The organism is Telluria sp. PB2R4 (assembly GCF_059685695.1).
Genome location: NZ_JCASIC010000002.1, coordinates 517,904 through 536,766, shown reverse-complemented (window position 1 = coordinate 536,766; position 18,863 = coordinate 517,904). Strand labels below are relative to the sequence as shown.

The window sequence follows — 18,863 nt, the reverse complement described above, 5'->3', positions numbered from 1 at the left end:
GCTTACACCCGGGGCGCGGCCTCGCTGCGCGCGGCGATGTCGCGCAGCGCCTGCTCGAACACTTCCGGCGGCTGGCCGCCCGAGATCAGGTGGCGCTGGTTGATGATGATGGCCGGCACCGAGTGGACGCCGGCGCGCTGGAAGAACTGCTCGCGCTCGCGCACCTCATCGGCGTAGTCGTTGGACGCCAGGATGCGCTGGGCCCGCTCGCGGTCCAGGCCGACGCGCTCGACGCAGCGCAGCAGCACGTCGTGGTTGCTGGGGTCTTCGCAGCGGCTGAAGTAGGCTTCGAACAGGTCCATCTTGAGGTCGCGCTGGCGGCCTTCTTCCTCGGCCCAGGACAGCAGGCGGTGGGCATCGAAGGTGTTGTAGATGCGGCCGCGCCGCTCCATGTCGAAGGTGAAGCCGACGTCCAGTCCACGCGCGCGGATCATCTCGCGGCTCTTGGCCTGCTGCTCGGCGGTGGCGCCGTACTTCTCGGTGATGTGCTCGACGATGTCCTGGCCGTCCGGCCCCATGTCCGGGTTCAGCTCGAAGGGCTGGAAATGGATGTCGGCCGCGACCTCGGCCTTGACACGGCCGAGCGCCAGCTCCAGCGAGCCGAGGCCGATCGCGCACCACGGGCACGAGACGTCCGATACGAAATCGATCCTGAGTTGCTTGCTCATGGGCTGCCACCTTTCCTGTTCGTTGCGGCACCCTCGGCGCCAGGATCCGATATGGTAACGCGATGTCGGTCGTGGCGTGGCGCGGCAAACTATTTTTTGGCGGCGGCCTTCGCCTTGCTGCCGATCTTCGACTCCTTGCCCGCCATCAGGTTGGCGATATTGCTGCCGTGGCGGTACAGGAGCAGGCCGCTCATCGCCGCCACCGCGAACAGGATCTCGTCCGCGCCGAACAGCAAGCCGTAATAGAAGGGCGCGAAGATCGAGGCGACCAGCGCCGCCAGCGACGAATAGCGGAAGGCATAGGCCACGATCAGCCAGGTTGCCAGCGTCGCCAGCCCGAGCCACGGATTAATCCCGAGCAGCACGCCGAGCGCGGTCGCCACGCCCTTGCCGCCGACAAAACGGAAGAACACCGGCCACAGGTGGCCCAGGAACACCGCGATCGCGACCAGGGCGATGCCGCCCTCATCCAGGCCGTACTGCGGGCCGAAGTGCACCGCCAGCCAGACCGCGAACCAGCCCTTGGCGGCGTCGCCGACCAGGGTCGCGATCGCCGCCTTCTTGCTGCCGCTGCGCAGCACGTTGGTGGCGCCCGGGTTCTTGGAACCGTAGGTGCGCGGGTCGGACAGGCCGAAGACGCGGCTCATCACGACTGCAAAGGAAATCGAGCCGATCAGGTAGGCGGCGATGGTGGCGATCAGGGTGTTCATGTCTCTTTCTTAGTTTCTTTTCGGCACAAAATACTAGGCGCTCGGACTATACACCATCGGCCCTGCGCTGAGCTACTCGGCCAGCGCACACTGCACCGGTTTCGCGCCCAGCACGCTGATCAAGATCTCGGGCGCTATGCCGACTAGGTAACCGCGCCGCCCGCCATTGATATAGATCTTGTCCAGCGCCAGGATCGACTCCTCGACATACACCGGCATCGCCTTGCGGGTGCCGAAAGGCGAAGTACCGCCGACCAGGAAGCCCGAATGGCGCTGCGCCACCTCGGGTTTGCAGGGTTCGACCGACTTGCAGGGAATCGCGCGCGCCAGACTCTTGGTCGATACCTTGCAATCACCATGCATCAACACGATCAGCGGCCGCGCCGCCTCGTCCTGCATCACCAGGGTCTTGACCACATCATGTTCAGGTACACCCAGTTCGCGCGCGGAAACGGCTGTGCCGCCGTGCTCTTCGTATTCGTAAGGATGCTCGCTAAAAACCACACCATGCTTGCGCAGGAACTGGGTCGCGGGTGTCTCAGAGACGTGCTCTTTCTTGGCCATGCGTGGTACGCTAAAGATGAACTTAAGGGGTTTCTATTATGCAGCAAGAAATTCGCTTTGCCACATTCAACACCTTCAACCTGGCCCCGCCCGGCATGCGCTGCTACGAGAACCTGGCGCCCTGCACGGCCGAGGAATACGAGGCCAAGCTGAACTGGACCGCGCACCAGATCGACCTGCTCGATGCCGACGTGATCGGCTTCCAGGAAATCTTCTCGCAGGCCACGCTGCGGGAGGTACTGGCGCGCACCCGCCACTACCGCGACGCGGTCCAACTGGGCTTCGACCCCGATCCCGAAGCGCCGCGCCTGACACCGAGCGTGGCGCTGGTCTCGCGCCTGCCGGTGCTCACGCACGGACAACCCATGGCGATGTTCCCGGAGAGCGTGTCGATGCCGCCGGGCAGCCGCGACCCGGACCGTTTCACGCGCGCGCCGCTGCACGCCGAGGTCGAGCTGGCGCCGGGCATCGTCATCGATGTGGTGGTGGTGCATCTCAAGTCGCGCCGCCCCGACTACCGCAGCAGCGACACCGGCGAAGACCCCAACCTGTACGCCCTCGCCTGCCTGCGCTCGCTGATCCGGCGCGGCACCGAGGCCACCGCGCTACGGGTGCTCCTCACCGACATGGCGCGCGACAAGCAGCGCCCGCGCATCGTGCTGGGCGACTTCAACGACGTCGCCGATTCGGTGACCACCGAGATCGTGCTGGGCGAAGGCGCACCGCTGGGCGAGCGCATGTTCGACGCCGCGCGCCTGCATCTGCACCAGGACAACCTGCGCCACGTCGGCTTCTCGATCGTGCACGAAAGCCGCCACTCGACCATCGACCACATCCTGGTGTCGCAGGAATTCAATCCGCAGCTGCCGAACGCGATCGGCGAGGTGGTCGATGTGGTTTACCTGAACGACCACCTCAACCTCGGGCTGCGCGAAGCCTCGGACCATGGGCAGGTGCTGGCGCGCATCCGCCTGTATTCGCAGGCCGGGCAGCCGCATGGCGGGCGGGATTGATCGGGCAAGGATAGTGCCGGGTTTGCTTTCGTAGGGTGGGCGGCTCCACCGCGGAATGAATAATTCTGCTCCCTATGCGCCGCCCACGCGTTCAACGCCGGCATGAACAGACGATCCGTCTACTCATAGGTATTTTGAACGCGTGGGCGGCGCCATTGGTGCAGGAAGATCGCTTTCCGGGTGGAGCCGCCCACCCTACGGTTCATGGCAGATCAGGTTGAATGTCGGTATTCAGCGCACCGCCGGCGTGAAGTCCGGCAGGCTGCTGGCGCCCGCCGCATAGAAACCCTGGTATTCGTCGCAGCCGTGCTGGCGCAGGAAGCGCAGCTGTTCCTCGGTTTCCACTCCTTCGGCGACCACGCGCAGGCGCAGGCTGCGGGCGACGGCGATGATGGCGGGAATCAGGGCCGCATCCATCGGATCGAGCTCGATGTCGCTCACGAAGCTGCGGTCGATCTTCAGCTTCGACAGCGGGAAGCGGCGCAGCGACGACAGGCTCGAGAGCCCGGTGCCGAAGCGGTCGATGGTCAGTTGCACCCCGCGTTCGCGGAGCGACTTCACGGTGTTGTCCAGGCCCTGGTCGCCGCGCATGATCGCGCCTTCGGTGATTTCGAGGTCGAGCCAGCTTGGGGCCAGCCCCGACCGCGCCAGCGCGGCGTCCACCGTCTCGAGCAGGCGGCCGTGCAGGAACTGGATGTCGGACAGGTTCACCGCCACCGTGACCGCATGGCCGGCGTCGCGCCAGCTGCGCGCCTGGCTGCAGGCCTCGCCCAGCACCCATTCGCCGATCGGCACGATCAGGCCGCATTCTTCCGCCACCGGCAGGAACTCGTGCGGCAGCAGCAGGCCGCGCTCGGGATGGCGCCAGCGGATCAGCGCTTCCATGCCGATCACCTGGCCGGAACCGACGTCGAGTTCGGGCTGGTACTCGAGCACGAACTCCTTGCGTTCGAGCGCCTGGCGCAGGCGCTTTTCCAGTTCGCTGCGCGCGAGCACGCGCGCATTCATCTCGGGGCTGAAGAAGCGGAAGCTGCTGCGTCCGTTCTCCTTGGCGTGGTACATGGCCACGTCGGCGTGGTGCATCAGGGTGTCGACGTCGCTCCCGTCGGTGGGGCAGATCGCCACCCCGATCGAGGCCGACAGCGTCAGCACGTGGCCGGCCACCTCGATGGGACGCGAGACCGCCTGCATCACGGCATTGGCGACATGCGCGGCCTGGTCCACCCCGCCGATGTCGGCCAGCAGTACGACGAACTCGTCGCCGCCGAGGCGGCTGATGGTGTCGACCCCGCGCACGCAGCCGCGCAGGCGCGTGGCGACCTCGCGCAGCACCGCGTCGCCGGCCCGATGGCCGTTGTTGTCGTTGATTGCCTTGAAGCGGTCGAGGTCGACGAACAGGAGGGCGAAGCTGTCGTGCTGGCGGCGCCAGGTGGCCAGTGCATGGTGCATGCGGTCGAGGAACAGGGCGCGGTTGGGCAGCCCGGTGAGCGTGTCGTGCTCGGCCTGGTGCCGCACCTGCGCTTCCACCCGCTTGCGCTCGCTAATGTCGGACAGTGTCGCCATGGTATTGCTGGGCGCCCCATGCGGGTCGCGGATGGTGGTCAGCGCCACCCAGGCGGTGTAGTGTTCGCCGTTCTTGCGCACCGCCGGCAGCTCGCCCTGCCAGCGGTCCTGGCCGTCGAGCTGGGACCAGATGGTTTCGTAGAACCCGCTTCCGCCCTCCGCCTGCTCACCCCAGGGCAGGCTGGCCAGCGTCGAGCCGATGATCTCGGCGGGGCTGAAGCCGGTGATGGCGGTGAAGGCCTGGTTGACCGTCTGCACCCGGTATTCGGCGTCCATGACGATGATGGCCTCGTGCGCGTTCTCGAACACGCGCGCCGCCTGCACCAGGTCGGCCTCGACCTGCTTGCGCGCGGTGATGTCGATTTCCATGCAGAACACCTGCTGGGTCCCGCCGTCACGCTTGACCGGGAAATAGTTCGAGTGCATCCACAGCTGCCGTCCGGCGGCGGTCTCGACCTGCCAGTCGCACGGGGCAGGCGCAACGCCGTCGCGCCAGATGGCGTCGATCGTGCTGTCGAACTCGGCCTGACGGTCGAGGTGGGACACCAGGTCGCGGAAGGGCTTGCCCAAGGCACTGCTGGCGGGAATGCCGAACAGCTGGGTGCAGGCGTGGTTCCAGAAGCGCACGATGCCGGACGCATCGCGCGAATGGACAGCCACCGCCGGCGCCAGTTCGATTGCCGTCACGAAGCGGTACAGCCAGTCGAGCGCCTGGCGTCCGGGAGCGTCGGCAGAGATTGCCTCTGGCATGGCGCCGGCGATCGTGCCCTGCTGCGGAGCCTGCTGCTGCGTTTGTTGGGCGCGCTGTTTTGCCTGCTCGGCATGATCTGCAGGCAAGTCCAGTCCGGGCGGCCCGCTGGGCCAGCCGGTCGGGTCTCGCGCTTGTTCGCTCACGGAAGAATCCTTTTTAGACGGAAACAGTCATGACGCTCATGACAATCCCGTCATTCTTCCCCGCCCTGCCGGCCCGGCGTTTGCGGGCACGCAAAGGCAAGCTCCGTCAGCATTTCATCGCGCCGCAGCGCATTTCAGACCCGCCGTCCAACGGCCTGTCGCATCCGGCTGGAGTCAGGCGCCCGCCGGATCTATATTGACATTGTGCGCGAGGAGCTCCACCCTGTCGTCAGGACGGAGCCCGAGCGCGAAAAATACCTTGCCGGTCCCGCAGGCGTGGCTTCAGGCCACGTTCTGCGGAGCCGCTTCGTCCTGCGAATTCTGCTGGTCCTGCTCTCCCTGCGCGGCTTCTGCGGCGGGGGCGTCACCTGTCCCCTCGTGTTTCGCATCCTGCTTGCGCCGCGCTTTCTCTTCCGCCTTGCGCTTCTTCTCGAGTTCACGCTGCCGTTTTTCGTACTGGAAATTCGTCCGTGCCATGTTCACCTCGTTGACAATGGATGTGATGTTGCGGGTGCCCGGTGCTGCGGTAATGCTGGCCCATTATGACCGACTGCTCGCGCCGTGGCTTGAATTAACCACGCGGATGATGCTGGGCATGCAGGTGCTTGAGGCGCTCGCGCGCAACATGCGTATAGATCTGTGTGGTCGAAATATCGGCGTGCCCCAGCAGCAGTTGTACCACGCGCAAGTCAGCGCCGTGGTTCAACAGGTGCGTGGCGAAGGCGTGGCGCAGCGTATGCGGCGACAGCGGCCCCTGGATGCCGGCCTTTTGCGCATGCTTCTTGATCAGGATCCAGAACATCTGCCGCGTCATTGCCCCTCCGCGGCCAGTGACGAACAACGCGTCGTCGACCTGCCCGTTCAGGATGATGCCGCGCGCATCTTTCAGGTAGCGCTCCAGCCACAGGCGCGCTTCCCCGCCGAACGGCACCAGGCGCGTCTTGCTGCCCTTGCCGGTGATGCGCAGCACGCCGTCGTTCAGGCTGACTTCGACCACTTTCAATGCCACCAGTTCCGAGACCCGCAGCCCGCTCGCATACATCAGCTCGAGCATGGTGCGTTCGCGCAGGCCCAGCGGCGTCGAGACGTCCGGCGCCGCGAGCAGCGCTTCGACCTGGCTTTCGCTCAAGGTGTGGACGAAGCGCAGCGGCTGCCTGGCCGAGGCCATCTTGAGGCAGGGATCAATCGGGATCTGGTTGCGGCGCAGCGCCAGCCCATAGAAGCGCTTGAGCACCGACAGGCGCCGGTTGGCCGAACTGGGGCGGGTGTCGGCATGGCGTTCGGCAAAATAGGCGGCGATGTCCTCGGGCTGCACGTCCAGCAGGCTGGGACGTTGCGGGCGCTTCGCTTCCAGCCAGCCGGCGAACAGCTTCAGGTCGCGGCGGTAGGCGTCGAGCGAATTTTTGGCCAGCCCCTGTTCCAGCCAGAGGGTGTCGCAGAACTCGTCGATCAGTCCCAGATCGATTGCTGCTGCCATGGCGATGCGGTGGCGCCTTCGTGACGCAGCAGCCAGCGCTTGACCGAAAGATGAAAGCCGTTCTCATCGTCCTGGTTCGAGAAGCCGCCCAGCCCGCCGGACGCGGTCACGCGGTGGCAGGGAATGATGAGTGGAAACCAGTTGGCGCCGCAGGCCTGGCCGACCGCACGCGGCGCCGATCCGATGCGCTTGGCCACCTGGCCGTAGGTCTTGACGCTGCCGCGCGGAATGGCGGAAATCTCGCTCCACACGCGGTGCTGGAACGCGGTGCCGGTCTCGAACAAGGGCAGGTCGAAACGGAAATCGGGGTCTTGCAGGTAGTGCGCCACCTGTTGCGCGGCCTGGTCGGCCACGGCGTTGTCGGCGGCTTTTTCCTCGAACGAGGGCTGCAGGTACACCAGTTCGCGCACGCGGTCGTCCGTGGTGCGGATGCCGATGGCGCCAAATGCCGCTGGGACAATGGCATTGAACAAGGTACTGGCCTGGTCAGTCTTCATCCTGCCATCTTAACCGCTGGCCTGGCACCCTGCCAGCCCCGATGGCGCCCTTGGGGCGAAAAAAAAGCGCACCCAAGGGTGCGCTACAATTCGGGTCACGTCCCCGGCCGTTTAGCAGTGCTAACGGCTTCTGTAAAACGTGTGTCTCCTCGATTGTTCTCCGGTATGGATTACCGTGATTTTCTCTATGCTCCCCAAAACCGTGTGTGTTCTGTTCGCGTACGCACCATGTGAGTGCGAAGAGGCCCCATCATAACGCAAGCTTTCCGGGCGAGCGTATCTTTTTGACCACATTACCAAAAATTATTTTGGTTATGCGAAAAACGCATGAACGTTCGTTCCGCTGTCATGCATGTGTCATACGCCGCTCGTGACGAGACCTCCATCGTCACCTGGCGACTTCGCGCCGGATCGCCCCCACCACGTCCTTGCCGATGCGTTCTTCCATCTGTGCATACACCGGAAGCATGGCGCGCCGCCACTCGGCCTGCTGCTGCGGGCTGAGCGTGTGGATGGTGGTGGTGCCGGCGCGGCGGATCGATTCCAGCGCCGCATCGTTGGTGCGCTGGGCAATGGTCTTCTCGTAAGCCGTGGCCTCGCGCATGGCCCGTTCCAGCTGTTTGCGGACGTCGCCCGGCAAGCCGTCCCAGAATTTCTTGTTGACGATGACGGCATAGCCCAGGTAGCCGTGGTTCGATACCGTCAGGTGCTGTTGCGACTCGTGCATGCGCTGGGTGTACATGTTCGAGGGGGTATTTTCGGTGCCTTCCACCACGCCGTCGCGCAGCGCCGGGGTAGTCTCCGAAAAAGCCAGCGCCAGCGGCTGGGCGCCGAGTGCGCGCATCTGTGCATCCAGCACTTTCGAGGCCTGGATTCGCATGCGCATGCCGCGGAAATCGGCAGGCTTCAACAATGGCTTGTTGGCCGACATCACCTTGAAGCCGTTGTCCCAATAGGCCAGGCCGGTGATGCCCTTCGGCTCCAGCTTGCGCAGCAGGCCGCGTCCGATGCGTCCCTCCGTCACCGCGTACAGCGCCGCCTTGGACGGGAAGATATAGGGCAGGTCGAAGGCTTCGAATTCCTTCACGCCCAGCGGCGAGAACTTGGCCAGCGAGGGCGCCAGCATCTGCACCGCGCCCAGCTGCAGGGCTTCGAGCTCCTCGCGATCCTTGTAGAGCTGGCTGTTCGGGTAGACTTGCACCTTCACGCGGCCGCCGGTCATCCGCTCGGCAAGCAGCTTGAAGCGCTCGGCGGCGCGTCCCTTGGGCGTGTCCGGCGCCACCACGTGGCTGAACTTGATGACGATCGGCGCTTGCGCCCACGCGCCATTGGCAGCGGCGGCCAGCAGCACGGCGGCGGCCAGGTGGTGAAACGGCTTGGCGGTTCGGTTCATCTGAGCGGGAACGAGAATATGATGGGTGGGGCCAGTCTGCGAGGCACGCGTCTGCCGCGCCATCGTGGACTTCCACAATAGCCCAACAGTGTAGCGAAATACGGAGCCGTCATGAAATTCCCGTTCGTCCAGCAGGGAGCAGACGCGCAGCGTGCGCGTTCCTGGCGCTGGCTGATGCCGGTATTGCTGGTGCTGCTGTTCCTGGCGGTGCTGATCTGGCTGCCCTGGCAGGCGCGCCAGATGGAAGCGACCGAACGCCAGGAACAGCTGATCGCCGATACGCTGTGGGTCGAGCAGACCCTGCGCTTCGAGCTGGCGCGCAGCGAAGAGGCACTTGGCGGTCTGGGCGCCGACCTGGTGTCGCGTCCGCCATCGGCATCGGCCCTGCAGGCGCGTTTCAAGCAGATGTTCGAGAGCGGCCACGAGCTGGTGCGCATCGTCTGGTACGGCCCCGACGGCACGGTACTGGCCAGCCATGGCCTGGAGGCGCCAAGCGCCCTGCCCGCGCCGACCCGGCTGGCGGCAAGCGTGGCCGGCGCCACCCGGCGCGGCCGCTACAGCGAAGCGTATGGCGCGACGAAAGCCACGCCGGGCCTGCTCGACTGGTACCTGCCCCTGTATGCGGGAGGCAAGCCGGCGGGCAGCCTGGTCGCCACCTACAGCCTGCAGGTGCTGTTGGATGAGGCCGTGCCCTGGTGGTTCGCGCAGGACAACGCCCTGACCCTGCTCGACCGCGACGACCGTCCGATCGCCCGGCGCGCGGCCGGCGGCCCGGGACGCGGCATCTACACCCACCGGCGCGAGCTCGACCTGCCGGGTGCGCTGGTGGTGCTGTCCACCGACAGCGTCAAGCGCGCACCCAAGCTGCTGCCCAATCTGCTGGTGGGCTCGGTGATCGTGCTGGCCCTCGGCCTGGTGCTGAGCCTGGGTTCGCTGTGGCGCCACATCTCGCGCACCCTGGCGGCCGAACGGGCGCTGCGCCAGCAGATGGCCTTCCGCACCGCGATGGAAAACTCCCTGATCACCGGCCTGCGCGCGCGCGACCTCGAAGGCCGCGTGACCTACGTGAACCGCGCCTTCTGCGAGATCGTCGGCTTGCCGGCCGAAGAACTGGTCGGCAAGAAGCCGCCCATGCCCTACTGGGCGCCGGAAGTCATGCTCGAGTACGAAGAGCGCTTCGCCGGCGTGCTGTCGGGGAACATCACGCCGCAGTTCGAGACCGTGTTCCAGCGCCCCGACGGCGTGCGCGTGCCGGTGCTGGTGTACGAGGCGCCGCTGGTCGATGCCGACGGCCGCCAGACCGGCTGGATGAGTTCGGTCCAGGACATCACCGACCGCAAGCGCGCCGAAGAGCTCAACCGCCAGCAGCAGGAAAAGCTGGAAACCAGCGCACGCCTGGCCACCATGGGCGAGATGTCCTCGATGCTGGCGCACGAGCTGAACCAGCCGCTGGCCGCGATTTCCAGCTATACGGCCGGCGCGCTCAATGTGCTGGAGCGTACCGGTAAGTCGGGCGAACCGGTCAACCCGGGCATGCTCAGGCATGCGCTGGAACAGGCGCGCCAGCAGGCGCAGCGCGCCGGCCAGATCATCCGCAGCGTGCACGAGTTCGTGAAGAAGCGCGAGCCGCGCCGCGAGCCGGTCACGATCCGCAGCGTGGTCGAGGGCGTGCGCGCGCTGGTCGAGCTGCAGGCGCGCCAGGCCGGCGTGCTGCTCCGTGTCGAACTGCCGCCGGGCTTGCCCCTTGTTCTGGCCGACCGCGTGATGCTGGAACAGGTGCTGCTCAACCTGACCCGCAACGCGATCGAGGCCATGGTGGATACCCGGCGCGACCAGCGCGTGCTGCGCATCGCCGCCGGGCAACAGGACGGCATGGTGACGGTCGCGGTGATCGACCGCGGCCACGGCATCGCACCGGAGGTGGCGGCCGGCCTGTTCTCGCCCTTCTATTCGACCAAGCTGGACGGCATGGGCATGGGCCTGTCGATCTGCCGCACCGCGATCGAATTCCACGGCGGCACCTTGACGCACGCACCGAACCCGGGCGGGGGCACGGTATTCAGCTTCGCATTGCCGGCGCAAGCGGCGAGCGGGGCGCTGGGCTAGAATCCGGTTGCGGCCCTTGCCGCTGAACGAACACAAGAACACACACGGAGACCCCCCCATGCTGCACATCGTCGACGATGAAGACGTCATCCGCGACGCGCTCGGCTGGCTGGCGCAATCGCGCGGCCTGGAAGCGCGCGGCTACGCCAGCGGCGAAGACTTCCTCGCCGCCATCGGTTCCCACGGCGCGCAGGGTGATGCCCAGGGTGATTGTGTCCTGCTCGACGTGCGCATGCCCGGCATGAACGGCATCGCCGTGTTCGACCAGCTGGTCAAGCTTGGCCTGAGCGCACGCCTGCCGGTAATCTTCCTCACCGGCCATGGCGACGTGCCGATGGCGGTCGACTCGCTCAAGCGCGGCGCCTTCGACTTTTTTGAAAAGCCCTTCAACGACAACGTGCTGATGGACCGGGTGGAAGAAGCCCTGGGCGCCTCGCGCAAGGCGGCGGCGGCCGCCGTGGTGCAGGCGCGCCTGGCAACCCTCTCGGCGCGCGAGCGCGAAGTGCTCGACCTGATCCTGGCCGGCATGATGAACAAGGTCGTCGCCGACAAGCTCGGCATCAGCATGCGCACGGTCGAGGTACACCGGGCGCACATCTTCGACAAGATGCAGGTCAAGACGGCGGTGGAACTGGCGGGGCTCTTGAAATAAACGCTGTTCGCTCCTGATTGCTCGCCGTTCTCTGACTTTTGCGTGTGGCAAGCGTCTCAGCGAATTGAAGGAAGCCTTGTAAAATGAACCTGAACGCAAAGACGGAGCATTGCATTTAGGAATTCTCATGAGCGAAAAGACAGTTGCAGACAAGATGTTTCTAAGGTCAGCGAAATCGATGCTGATCCTCAACAGCCAGGCCAATCCCTGGGTCGCGGCGCAGATGCCCGCCCAGCTCGTCAAGGAAGGTGACGGCCCCTTCGACGTGATCCTGATGTTCGCGCTCAACCGCAAGGAGCTCGAGCACTACTTGCCTGAGGCTAAGGAAAAACTGGGCGAAAAGGGCTCGCTCTGGATCGCCTACCTCAAGCAGACCGCCTCCAAGGCCACCGACATCAACCGCGATTCGATCAATGCCTATGCCAAGGAAAACGGCATCACCGCCGTGGCGATGATCTCCATCGACGGCGACTGGTCAGGCTTGCGTCTCAAGCGTATCGAGTAGGGGATCGACCAGGGCCCCGTGCCGCGCAAGCGCCCAGGCCACATGCTCGCGCACCAGGTTCGAGGGATGGGCCGCACGAGCGCGCAAGGCTGCCACGATCGCCGCATCGCCGCGCAAGGCCCCGCCCGCGGCGGCGTTTCCCAGCCCCACCGCCAGGTTGCGCAACCAGCGCTCGTGGCCGATACGCCGGATCGGGCTGCCTTCCATGCGGCGGTTGAACTCCTCCTCTTCCCATCCGAACAGGTCGACCATGCCGGCATCGCCGAGGCCATTGCGCTCGTCGAAATCGGGCACGGATGCGCGTTGCGCGAACTTGTTCCACGGGCAGGCCAGCTGGCAATCGTCGCAGCCGTAGATGCGGTTGCCGATCAGCGGACGGAACTCTTCCGGAATGCTGCCCTTCAACTCGATGGTGAGGTAGGAAATGCAGCGCCGCGCATCCAGCCGGCCAGGCCCCAGGATGGCCTGGGTCGGGCACACGTCGATGCAGGCCTGGCAGCCGCCGCAGTGGGCCCCGGTAGGTGGGTCGACGGGCAGCGGCAGGTCGACCAGGATCTCGCCGATGAAGAAGGTCGAGCCGGCCGTGCGCGACAGCAGCAGGGTATGCTTGCCGCGCCAGCCCAGGCCCGCCTTTTCCGCCAGCGGCAGCTCCATCACCGGCGCCGAGTCGGTAAACACGCGGTAGCCCAGCTCGCCCACCAGCGCCTTGACCTTCTCGGCGAGGGCCTGCAGGCGATTGCGCAGCACCTTGTGGTAATCGCGGCCGCGCGCATACACCGAGACCACGGCCGCGCCGGGTTCCAGCTGGCGCACAGTTTCCTCGGTGCGCCAGTCCTCGCCACGCGACATCGGCAGGTAATCCATGCGCGCCACGATGGCGCGCACCGTGCCCGGCACCAGCTCGTTGGGACGCGCACGCTTCATGCCGTGGCTTGCCATATAATCCATCTCGCCATGGCAGCCGGCGTCCAGCCAGGCCTGCAGGCCCGCTTCCGCATGCGCCAGGTCGACGTCCGCGATGCGCACATCGGCGAAACCGAGTTCCGCACCCCAGGTCTTGATGGTGCGTGCGAGTGCTGGCAAATCTGGTGGAATGGTTGGCATGGCAGGATGGAACAACATGGCGCTTGCGCCGGAGATATCGCAACTAAGCATAGTATTTTATTCGATGCAGCCCTTCAAAGCCTACTTGCCCGACGAATCCGCCACCGCCGCATTGGGTGCGGCGCTGGCGCGCGCCCTCCAGCCCGGCCTGGTGATTTACCTGCATGGCGACCTCGGCGCCGGCAAGACGGCGCTCACCCGCGCCCTGATCCAGGCGGCCGGCCACAAAGGTACGGTCAAGAGCCCGACCTATACGCTGTCGGAACCCTATTGCGTGCAAGTGGGTGGTCGGGATGTCAACATCATCCACTACGACCTGTACCGCATGTCGAGCCCCGAGGAATTCCTCGATGCGGGCTTTCGCGAAGATTTCGACGACAAGAACATTTGTATCGTCGAATGGCCCGAAAAGGGCGAACCGGTGTTGCCCCCACCCGACGTCCGGATATTGCTGGACGTCAGCGGTCTCGGCCGTGATGTAGAATTGCAGGCGTTGTCTCACCTAGGCCTGCTATGCCTCGACCGTCTCGCCTACACGCCGCCGACTCCCTGATTCCCGGCTCGCCCTTCCGCCGCACCCTGCTCAAGGCCGGCGGCACCCTGCTGCTGTCCGTCGTCGCTCCGCTGCCGGCCTTCGCCGCGCAGATCCTTGCCGTCCGGGTCTGGCCCGCGCCCGACTACACCCGCGTGACGCTGGAGAACGACAGCGAACTCAAGACCGAGCACTTCCTCGTGTCCGACCCGCCGCGGCTGGTCGTGGACATCGAGGGGCTCGGCCTGAACAACACCTTGCGCAGCCTGGTCGCCAAGATCGAATCGAACGACCCCTACATCAAGCAGGTGCGCGTCGGCCAGAACCGGCCGAACGTGGTGCGCCTGGTGTTCGACCTGAAGGAAGAAATCAAGCCGCAGGTGTTCACGCTGGCGCCGGTGGCCGGCTACAAGCACCGCCTGATCTTCGACCTGTATCCCGCCATACCGGTGGACCCGATCGCCGCCATGATCGAAAAGGGCGAGTGGACGACTGACGGGACGGCTGCAGCGAACAGCGCCAACCCGGCCTCGCCCCTGCCCGCCGCGCCGCCGGCCCAGACCGAAGCCGGCCAGGACGCGATCGCCAAGCTCGAATCCGAGATGTCGGCCCTGAACGGCACCCCGCCGCCGCAAGCGCTGCAGCCGACGCCGTCGAAAGCCGCCGCGAACAGCCCGCCGCCGAAGGTGGTGCGCATGGTCACCATCGCGCTCGACCCGGGCCACGGCGGCGAAGACCCCGGCGCGATCGGCGCGTCCGGCGCGCGCGAGAAGGACATCGTGCTGTCCGTCGCCAAGCGCCTGAAGGCGAAGCTGGAAGCGCTGCCCAATACCCGCGTCATGCTGACCCGCGACGGCGACTACTTCGTGCCGCTCGGCCAGCGCGTGCAGAAGGCGCGCAAGGTGCAGGCCGACCTGTTCGTGTCGATCCATGCCGATGCCTGGATCTCGCCGACCGCGCGCGGCTCCTCGGTGTTCGTGCTGTCCGAAAAAGGCGCCAGCTCGAGCGCGGCGCGCTGGCTGGCGAACGACCAGAACAAGGCCGACCTGGTCGGCGGCGCCAACTTCGCGACCCAGGACAAGCAGATCGCCAGCGTGCTGTTCGACCTGTCGACCACGGCGCAGATCAACGACAGCCTCAAGCTCGGCAAGGCTGTCCTGAGCGAGATCGGCGGCATCAACCGCCTGCACAAGGCCGCGGTCGAGCAGGCCGGCTTCGCCGTGCTGAAGGCGCCTGACATTCCGTCGATTCTGGTAGAAACTGCATTCATCTCCAACCCCCACGAAGAAGCCAGGCTGAAGGACGACGGCTACCAGAACCAGCTGGCCGAAGCCATCACCAAGGGCATCAAGCGCTACTTCGCCGACAACCCGCCGATGGCCAAGAGCCGGCAGACCTGATCATGACCCTCGCGATCCACACCACCGTCGGGCAGCTGCCCGCGATCCGCCTCCAGGCGCCGGACGGCGCCGAAGCCACCGTCACCCTGTACGGCGCCCACCTGGTCTCGTGGAAGGGCGCGGACGGCAAGGAGCGCATGTTCCTGAGCGAGAAATCGAGCCTCGACGGGAGCCGCGCCATCCGCGGCGGCGTGCCGGTGATCTTCCCGCAGTTCGCGCAGCGGGGCAGCGGCATGCGCCACGGTTTCGCGCGCGTGAGCAACTGGCGCCTCGACGATAGCGGGCTGGAGACCGGCGGCCTGGAAGACGGCGCCGCCTGGGCGACTTTCGACCTGGCGGCGGGCGACCTGCCCACCAGCCTGGCCGATGCCTGGCCGCACACCTTCGCGCTATGCCTGCGCGTGGCGGTGCGCGCCAACGAACTGAGCATGAGGCTCACCGTGCGCAACCTCGGCGCGGCGCCCTTCCCGTTCGCGGCGGCGCTGCACACCTATCACCTGGTGGCGGACGTGTGCGCAGTGCGGATCGAAGGGATCTCGTCGGACGAGATCTCGATCGTCGACAAGCTGGACGAGATCTATCCACACGTGGCGGGCCGCGCGCAGCTGGCAACGGGCGCGGAGACGCTGGTGCTGGAGCAGGCCGGCTTTACCGACGCGGTCGTGTGGAATCCGGGCGCGGTGGATGCGGCGGCGCTGGCGGACATGGAAAACGACGAGTACCAGCGCTTCGTGTGCATCGAACCGGCGCTGCTGGAACCGCACACGCTGGATGCGGGCCAGTCCTGGACCGGCACTTACCGCATCAGCCGATCGTAATCAATCCGTAATCAATTCGCGATCAGTTCGATTCCTTGATCATCCGCCCATTGCTCTGCTGAGCCGGCCGCGCATTGAGCGGATACAGGCGCGAGAACAGCGCCATCTGCGCCGGCGAGGCCTGCATGGTCTGCTTCATGACGATCCACAGCACGTCCTCGGTGCAGGGCGGCTCGGTCAGCGATCCCATATAGGTAAAATACTCGCGCCTCGAAGGCAGCCCCTCGTTCGGGTCGAGCAGGATCGAGGGCGACACCGTCAGCTGCTTCTCCAGCGGCAGGTTGTTCCACACCGTCTGGATCATCGGATTGGCCTTGCCGCGCTCGAGCAGCACCGCCAGCACCAGCAGCTTGCCTTCGAAGCTGCGGTGCACGAAGTGGATCACCATCTCGGTACCCCTGCCGTTGATGCGCTCTTCCGACGGGCGGTGGAAGTGGAATTGCTGCAGCTCGTAGGCCGTGTTGCCGACCGTGAGGAAGTTACCGCCGCCGACCGTCACCTGGATGGTGTGGCCGTTGTCGATCTCGCTGAACGAGGTGGGACGGTAGTCGAAGGCGATCTGCTCGAGGTCGACCTTGATGCCGTCGCGCAGGTCGATCGGCGACTGGCGTTTGCCGGTATTGCACTTGGCCCAGGCCGAATTGATGTTCGACCAATTGGCAGGGCCGTATTCGCCCTCGTAGCTCCAGTGGGTGCCGTTCTTCGGCTTGTTGGCGGCGGCGATCGCGGCTTCGGCTTCCTTGCGGCGCTTGGCTTCGGCAGCCTTGCGGGCCTTCGAGGCCGCGGCGGCGCGCGCCGCCTGCTGCTCTCGCAGCTGGGCCAGGCGCTCGGCGATGCGCACCGACAGGTCGACCTCCGACTGTTCATCGCCCGCCGACGCGGCAACAGCAGGCGCGGCCGCGCGTGCAGGCGCTGCCGTGCGGCCGTCAGCAGCGGCGGCCAGGGCCTTGATGTCCGGCTTGATCGAGCCGACGGCCGGCTTGCCTTCCAGGATGGCCTTGACGTTGGCGGTCTTGCCGTCGGGCGGCTTGGGAGCGGGGTCGCTCGCGCTTGCGCCAGCCATGGCAAGGCTGCAAGCTAACAGGGCGATGAGGTGGCGCATGAGAATCCGAGAGTGGTCTGTCCTCATGCTTATCGGCAATAAGACCCGCAAACTTGAGTGCGCCGGAACAAGAACGCCCCGAAAAACTCGGGGCGCTGCGAGAATGGCAAGCCTCGCTTGCCTAGCGGCTCAGCATATTGCGGCCGAATCGGTACAGGCCGCCGATCGCCAGCGGCACCATCGCCGCCGAGATGCCGACCAGTACGATCTCGGTCAGGTGATCCCTAACTACCGGGAAATTGCCGAAGAGGTAACCAGCGGTGACCAGGCTGGCCACCCACAGTACGGCGCCGGTCACGTTGAACAACTGGAAGCGTGCCAGCGTCATCTCGGACACGCCCGCAACCAGCGGCGCGAAACTGCGCACCACCGGCACGAAGCGGGCCACGATGATGGTCTTGCCGCCGTGCTTTTCAAAAAAGTCGTGGGTGCGCTGCAGCGCGTCCTTGTTGATCCAGCGGTAATTGTGCGTAAACACACGCTGGCCAATGGCCCGCCCAACATAGTAGTTGAGGGTATTGCCGGTCACCGCCGCCGTGATCAGGAGCGCCATCAGCAGCGCATAGTTCATCTCGCCGGTGGCGCAGAAAGCGCCGGCAATGAACAGCAGGGTGTCGCCGGGAAGGAAGAAGAACAGGACCAGGCCGGTTTCGCAGAACACGATGGCGAACAGCACGATGTATACATAGGTTCCGTACTGGGCCAGGAGCGTGCCCAGCGTCTTATCGACATGCAGGAGCATATCGAACAACTGCATCAGATCCATAATCTTCCTAAAGGTAGCCGCGCATCATACCACCTCCACTCCCTTGGCCGGCCAGGCTGCATGGCCTGCGCGAGACTATTCGCGGCCCGTGACTTTACCTTCCGACCACATTCGCGCACAATCGACGGGATACGCACACCACCCTGGAGACCGCATGACCGCATTGTCGACCGCCGTACGCCTCGCCCTGGCCACCCTTGTCCTGGCCGCCGGCACGGCATCCGCCGCCGCTCCCGCCAAGGCCGAGAAGGAACTGCCGCCGAAGCCGTCGGTGGCCGACGTGGTCAAGGCATCCAAGCCGGCCGACTGGCGGCCGCTCGACCCGGAAAACACGGTGGTCATGGACCTGCCCACCGGCCGTGTGATCATCGAACTGGCACCAAGCTTCGCGCCGAACAGCGCCGCCAACATCCGCGCCCTGGTGCGCGAAAAATATTTCGACGACCTGTTCATCATCCGCGCGCAGGACGGCTTCGTGGTGCAGTGGGGCGACCCGGACGAAGAGAATCCCAAGCCGTACAAGGCCGCCAAGACCATCAAGGCCGAATTCACCGCGCCGATCAAGGCCAGCGGCAGCTTCACCCGCCTGAAGGACGGCGACGTCTACGCGCCCCAGGTCGGCCACGCGGGCGGCTTCCCGGCCGCGCGCGACCCGGCCACCGGCCAGTCGTGGCTGGTCCACTGTCCCGCCATGATCGGCGTGGCGCGCGACACCGGCGCCGACAGCGGCAACGGTTCGCAGCTGTACGTGGTCATCGGCCACGCGCCACGCCACCTCGACCGCAACATCACCGTGGTCGGCCGCGTCGTACACGGCATGCCGCTCCTGACCGTCCAGCCGCGCGGCACGGGCGCCGCAGGCTTCTACGAGAAGCCGGAGCAGCGCATGCCGCTCAAGCTGGTGCGCATGGCCGCCGACATGCCGGAAGCCGAGCGCAGCAGGTTCGAAGTAATGCGCACCGAGAGCGCCACCTACCAGGCCGTGCTCGAGGCGCAGCGCAACCGCGGCGGGCCGTGGAACAAGGTCCTGACCGGCAAGGTCGACCTGTGCAATGCGGCGATTCCGGTGCGCGAGCAAAAGTAGGCGGGCTATAATCCG

General features: G+C 65.8%; 19 protein-coding genes. 8 read left to right on the top strand and 11 right to left on the bottom strand.

Annotated elements, in window-relative coordinates; genetic code table 11:
• Window positions 1-2: 2 nt before the first annotated feature.
• The 3 genes from AC56LU_RS05900 to AC56LU_RS05890 form a co-directional block, all read right to left on the bottom strand.
• Window positions 3-668, bottom strand: a complete 666-nt coding sequence (locus AC56LU_RS05900; protein ID WP_497174673.1) for a DsbA family oxidoreductase — start codon at window positions 666-668, stop codon at window positions 3-5.
• 89 nt (window positions 669-757) lie between these two features.
• Window positions 758-1,378: a glycerol-3-phosphate 1-O-acyltransferase PlsY gene (gene plsY / locus AC56LU_RS05895; RefSeq protein ID WP_497174672.1), complete on the bottom strand. Its 621-nt coding sequence runs from the start codon at window positions 1,376-1,378 to the stop codon at window positions 758-760.
• Window positions 1,379-1,450: 72 nt separating this feature from the next.
• The gene (locus tag AC56LU_RS05890) at window positions 1,451-1,942 is read right to left on the bottom strand and encodes an aminoacyl-tRNA deacylase (RefSeq protein ID WP_497174671.1); all 492 of its coding nucleotides are present in this window, start codon (window positions 1,940-1,942) and stop codon (window positions 1,451-1,453) included.
• 38 nt (window positions 1,943-1,980) lie between these two features.
• Here AC56LU_RS05890 and AC56LU_RS05885 point away from each other — a divergent pair, with 38 nt between their 5' ends.
• A complete protein-coding gene (locus tag AC56LU_RS05885; RefSeq protein ID WP_497174670.1) occupies window positions 1,981-2,955 on the top strand; it encodes an endonuclease/exonuclease/phosphatase family protein in 975 nt (324 codons plus the stop codon).
• Between the two features lie 231 nt (window positions 2,956-3,186).
• Here AC56LU_RS05885 and AC56LU_RS05880 read toward each other — a convergent pair whose 3' ends face one another.
• The 5 genes from AC56LU_RS05880 to AC56LU_RS05860 form a co-directional block, all read right to left on the bottom strand.
• Window positions 3,187-5,412, bottom strand: a complete 2,226-nt coding sequence (locus AC56LU_RS05880) for a putative bifunctional diguanylate cyclase/phosphodiesterase (RefSeq protein ID WP_497174669.1) — start codon at window positions 5,410-5,412, stop codon at window positions 3,187-3,189.
• Between the two features lie 282 nt (window positions 5,413-5,694).
• Entirely contained in the window at window positions 5,695-5,889 is a 195-nt protein-coding gene (locus AC56LU_RS05875) for a hypothetical protein (RefSeq protein ID WP_497174668.1), read from the bottom strand.
• A gap of 94 nt (window positions 5,890-5,983) precedes the next feature.
• A complete protein-coding gene (gene xerD / locus AC56LU_RS05870; protein ID WP_497174667.1) occupies window positions 5,984-6,889 on the bottom strand; it encodes a site-specific tyrosine recombinase XerD in 906 nt (301 codons plus the stop codon).
• On the bottom strand, window positions 6,862-7,386 hold the full coding sequence (locus tag AC56LU_RS05865) for a methylated-DNA--[protein]-cysteine S-methyltransferase (RefSeq protein ID WP_497174666.1): 525 nt from the start codon (window positions 7,384-7,386) through the stop codon (window positions 6,862-6,864). Before AC56LU_RS05865 ends, xerD begins: the two co-directional genes overlap by 28 nt.
• A 388-nt stretch (window positions 7,387-7,774) precedes the next feature.
• The gene (locus AC56LU_RS05860) at window positions 7,775-8,779 is read right to left on the bottom strand and encodes a TRAP transporter substrate-binding protein (protein ID WP_497174665.1); all 1,005 of its coding nucleotides are present in this window, start codon (window positions 8,777-8,779) and stop codon (window positions 7,775-7,777) included.
• Window positions 8,780-8,890: 111 nt separating this feature from the next.
• On the opposite strand from AC56LU_RS05860, the gene AC56LU_RS05855 reads away from it, so the two are divergent.
• The 3 genes from AC56LU_RS05855 to AC56LU_RS05845 all read left to right on the top strand — a co-directional run bounded on the left by AC56LU_RS05855 (window position 8,891) and on the right by AC56LU_RS05845 (window position 12,042).
• Window positions 8,891-10,885: a sensor histidine kinase gene (locus AC56LU_RS05855; protein WP_497174664.1), complete on the top strand. Its 1,995-nt coding sequence runs from the start codon at window positions 8,891-8,893 to the stop codon at window positions 10,883-10,885.
• A 58-nt stretch (window positions 10,886-10,943) separates the two neighbouring features.
• On the top strand, window positions 10,944-11,537 hold the full coding sequence (locus tag AC56LU_RS05850; protein ID WP_497174663.1) for a response regulator transcription factor: 594 nt from the start codon (window positions 10,944-10,946) through the stop codon (window positions 11,535-11,537).
• Between the two features lie 127 nt (window positions 11,538-11,664).
• Window positions 11,665-12,042, top strand: a complete 378-nt coding sequence (locus AC56LU_RS05845) for a DUF3052 family protein (protein ID WP_497174662.1) — start codon at window positions 11,665-11,667, stop codon at window positions 12,040-12,042.
• Here AC56LU_RS05845 and queG read toward each other — a convergent pair.
• Window positions 12,013-13,146 (bottom strand): tRNA epoxyqueuosine(34) reductase QueG, encoded by a 1,134-nt coding sequence (queG, locus tag AC56LU_RS05840; protein WP_497174661.1) that lies wholly within the window; start codon window positions 13,144-13,146, stop codon window positions 12,013-12,015. The genes AC56LU_RS05845 and queG overlap by 30 nt on opposite strands.
• Window positions 13,147-13,210: 64 nt before the next feature.
• On the opposite strand from queG, the gene tsaE reads away from it, so the two are divergent.
• From tsaE to AC56LU_RS05825, 3 genes are read left to right on the top strand one after another with little or no spacing between them, the layout of a single operon-like run.
• Window positions 13,211-13,699, top strand: a complete 489-nt coding sequence (tsaE, locus tag AC56LU_RS05835; protein ID WP_497174721.1) for a tRNA (adenosine(37)-N6)-threonylcarbamoyltransferase complex ATPase subunit type 1 TsaE — start codon at window positions 13,211-13,213, stop codon at window positions 13,697-13,699.
• Window positions 13,660-15,078 carry an N-acetylmuramoyl-L-alanine amidase gene (locus AC56LU_RS05830; protein WP_497174660.1) on the top strand — a complete coding sequence of 473 codons (1,419 nt, stop codon included), beginning with the start codon at window positions 13,660-13,662 and terminating at the stop codon, window positions 15,076-15,078. The genes tsaE and AC56LU_RS05830 overlap by 40 nt, the downstream gene beginning before the upstream one ends.
• 2 nt (window positions 15,079-15,080) lie before the next feature.
• On the top strand, window positions 15,081-15,896 hold the full coding sequence (locus AC56LU_RS05825) for an aldose epimerase family protein (protein WP_497174659.1): 816 nt from the start codon (window positions 15,081-15,083) through the stop codon (window positions 15,894-15,896).
• 22 nt (window positions 15,897-15,918) lie between these two features.
• Here AC56LU_RS05825 and AC56LU_RS05820 read toward each other — a convergent pair whose 3' ends face one another.
• Window positions 15,919-16,998 carry a carbonic anhydrase gene (locus AC56LU_RS05820; RefSeq protein ID WP_497174658.1) on the bottom strand — a complete coding sequence of 360 codons (1,080 nt, stop codon included), beginning with the start codon at window positions 16,996-16,998 and terminating at the stop codon, window positions 15,919-15,921.
• A 121-nt stretch (window positions 16,999-17,119) separates the two neighbouring features.
• A complete protein-coding gene (locus tag AC56LU_RS05815) occupies window positions 17,120-17,764 on the bottom strand; it encodes a VTT domain-containing protein (protein WP_497174657.1) in 645 nt (214 codons plus the stop codon).
• A 154-nt stretch (window positions 17,765-17,918) separates the two neighbouring features.
• Here AC56LU_RS05815 and AC56LU_RS05810 point away from each other — a divergent pair, with 154 nt between their 5' ends.
• Window positions 17,919-18,848 carry a peptidylprolyl isomerase gene (locus AC56LU_RS05810; protein WP_497174656.1) on the top strand — a complete coding sequence of 310 codons (930 nt, stop codon included), beginning with the start codon at window positions 17,919-17,921 and terminating at the stop codon, window positions 18,846-18,848.
• Window positions 18,849-18,863: the final 15 nt, after the last annotated feature.